Annotated in this window: 4 protein-coding genes; 2 read left to right on the forward strand and 2 right to left on the reverse strand. The window is 44.9% G+C overall.

The genetic code is table 11. The annotated features are described in order from the left end of the window. Window positions 1-1176 (forward strand): anti-phage deoxyguanosine triphosphatase (locus tag AB4496_RS21585; RefSeq protein WP_372131918.1); only part of this gene is annotated, 1176 nt, incomplete at its 5' end. 26 nt (window positions 1177-1202) lie between these two features. Here the strand turns inward: AB4496_RS21585 and AB4496_RS21590 are convergent. Next, window positions 1203-1802 carry a tRNA-uridine aminocarboxypropyltransferase gene (locus AB4496_RS21590; protein WP_032555259.1) on the reverse strand — a complete coding sequence of 200 codons (600 nt, stop codon included), beginning with the start codon at window positions 1800-1802 and terminating at the stop codon, window positions 1203-1205. 9 nt (window positions 1803-1811) lie between these two features. Here AB4496_RS21590 and rrtA point away from each other — a divergent pair, with 9 nt between their 5' ends. Further along, window positions 1812-2354: a rhombosortase gene (rrtA, locus tag AB4496_RS21595; RefSeq protein ID WP_032555260.1), complete on the forward strand. Its 543-nt coding sequence runs from the start codon at window positions 1812-1814 to the stop codon at window positions 2352-2354. On the opposite strand, the gene AB4496_RS21600 is transcribed toward rrtA, so the two are convergent. Then, window positions 2351-2650, reverse strand: a complete 300-nt coding sequence (locus tag AB4496_RS21600) for a ComEA family DNA-binding protein (RefSeq protein WP_009847280.1) — start codon at window positions 2648-2650, stop codon at window positions 2351-2353. The two genes, rrtA and AB4496_RS21600, sit on opposite strands and share 4 nt — an antisense overlap. Window positions 2651-2741 lie beyond the last annotated feature (91 nt).

The following is a 2741-nucleotide window of genomic DNA, read 5'->3' on the forward strand; positions in this document are numbered from 1 at the left end:
CATGGCACCACGGTAAACGATTTCCACCGAACTCGCCTTACTCATTCGCTAGAAGCCGCTCAGCTAGGTACCGGTATCGTTGCCCAGCTGAAAAAAAAGCAGCCCGAGTTTCGAGATTTGTTGCCTTCAGACAGTTTGATTGATTCATTGTGTCTTGCTCACGACATTGGCCACCCACCTTATGGGCACGGTGGCGAAGTCGCGTTGAACTATATGATGCGCGATCATGGTGGCTTTGAGGGCAATGCTCAAACATTTCGCATTGTCACGCAGCTAGAACCTTACACTGAACATCACGGGATGAACCTGTCTCGACGAACTCTGTTAGGTCTGATTAAGTACCCTTCTCTGCTTAGTGAGGTTCAAGCTAAATTACAGTCTGAGCCTGTTAAGCATCAACGACAGCTCCGAGCCAAAGATTGGATGCCAGCAAAAGGCATCTACGATCATGATGAAGAGCTTTTTAACTGGGTAATGGAGCCGCTTTCAAGCAGCGACCAACAGCTTCTAAAACAGAAAAGAAAAACGCATACAGAGCCACTTGAGCACAATAAGACCAAATATAAGTCACTTGATTGTTCAATCATGGAGCTGGCTGATGACATCGCGTATGGCGTGCACGATTTAGAAGATGCGATTGTGCTTGGCTCTGTCACCAAATCTCAATGGGTCGAGTCGGCTTACCCTCAACTTAAAGAGATGGCCGACCCTTGGGTTTGTGAACACCTAGATTCAATCACAGAGATGCTTTTCTCTGGTGAGCAGTATCGTCGAAAGGATGCGATTGGTGGGATAGTCAACGCTCTGTTGACCAGTATTTCGATTGAACGAGTAGATGCTAGATTTGAGAATGTACTGCTTGCTTACAATGCGGTGCTTGAACCGAGCATGGACGCCACACTCGACAAACTGAAACATTTTGTCAGCGAGTTCGTGATTCAAGTGCCACAGGTTCAAGTGATAGAATATAAAGGTCAGCAGATTATCATGGATATGTTTGAAGCATTCAGCGCAGATCCTGAACGCTTGCTGCCACTACCTATCAAGAAGCAATGGCTACAACATCAAGATGAGTCTCGAAAAATGCGCGTGATTGCGGATTACATTTCATCAATGACCGATGATCTTGCGCAGAAAATGCATCAGCAACTGTTCTCAGCTCATACCGAGTTTTAATTCCTGGCTCACTTTACTGAAACAGCTTAATCTAAGTAGTTTTTCTCAAACACGCCCGGTGGCATTTGATTGATTTGAAACTGAATCATTCGGTCAAATGCCGTTAGCAGAGGGCTAAAGTCTCGATCATTTTCTAACAAGCTCAACAGATGATAACCCGCCTCTACTGTCGAAAGGCTGTTTTCACTTGGCGCTTTGCGAATTCGGTAATTACCCTTGAGATCTTTCGGCAAGTGAACCGTATTCAGCGCATGCAAGTTACTCGATACTTGCCACATTTTGAACGCCTTCTTCCACGTGCCATCCAATAAAATCACACGCAGCTTCTTATTTGGAGATGTTGCCGACTCAACTGAAACAGAGTTTTCACTTGGGTATAAAATCACATGTTGGTAATGTTCATTGGCCAGCAATGCGTTCAATTGTTCGTTGTCTGAAAAATCTTCACCGACAAGCGTCACGCTGTTATTTAGGGATAACGAGAGGATACGCGCAGTACCCATCGGGCGATGCTCTTCTGATGGGTGCTGAAGAATGATAAGCTCAACATTCGATTCGAGTGGTGTAACCCACTGACAAATACAAGCTTTCAAAGCCTTGCTGCATTGGGGGCAATAACGAGACATGGATTTAATGTGTACCCTGTTTTAATTTTCACTTCACTTTTATGCGTCTTATTCCAATTTGAGCCAATACAAGCTTGGGTCGTATGGGATAGCAATGCGATTGCCGAGGGGCAATGGTGGCGGATCCTAACAGGAAATTTTTCACATACCAACTACTCGCACCTTCTGATGAATCTAGCAGGCTTATGGATCATCAGCTATCTGTTTCAACCGAGTAAAAAACAGCTTGTTCTTGCTCTGCTTGTGATTAGTTTAGTGACTGGGATCGCCCTGTTGTTTTCGAGTATTCAGATCTATGTTGGCCTATCAGGCTCTTTGCATGGGTTATTTGGCTTATTCGCGCTCAGTGAGGCTTTAAACGGTAGGAGATCAAGTTGGCTGTTAGTGTTGGGATTAATCGCTAAAATCGCTTGGGAGCAGCTTGTTGGCCCTTCTAGCACAACTGGTGAACTGATTAATGCTCGTGTCGCGATTGAAGCCCACCTAGCAGGTGCATTGGCCGGAGGCTTCATATCTATCGCTTCATTTCTAACAAGTAGACAAACGGATTAAAGTTGAATTCTTTCGCGGTTCTTGTTAACCGTGGCTTCACCTATACCTTTCACACTCACCAAATCATCAGCAGTCGTAAATGCCCCGTTTTGATCCCTGTAATCGACGATCTCTTGAGCTTTCTTATCCCCCACACCAACCAATAGCGCTGACAGCTCTTCAGCTGTCGCGGTATTGATATTGACCGTAATCTCAATGCCATCGTAAAGCTCTGCCTTAGTTGGGCTGTCTGCATACGCTGCGGGGCTTAACAGAATCAGAAATGTAAGAAATAATGTTGAATATATCGTGCGCATAAACCGTTCCTTTGTTCAAAAAACGTAACTTATGCATTTGCTGCGCTAGATAAAACACTCACCAGACAAAAATAAAGCGGGTCACCTAAGT

The organism is Vibrio sp. 10N.222.46.A1, assembly GCF_041473595.1.
Taxonomy (GTDB): Bacteria; Pseudomonadota; Gammaproteobacteria; order Enterobacterales; family Vibrionaceae; genus Vibrio; species Vibrio tasmaniensis_A.

Excerpts from the sequence above, each read along its gene's own strand:
- AB4496_RS21590 (WP_032555259.1), bottom strand. The coding sequence starts at position 1,802 with ATGTCTCGTTATTGCCCCCAATGCAGCAAGGCTTTGAAAGCTTGTATT.
- AB4496_RS21600 (WP_009847280.1), bottom strand. The coding sequence starts at position 2,650 with ATGCGCACGATATATTCAACATTATTTCTTACATTTCTGATTCTGTTA.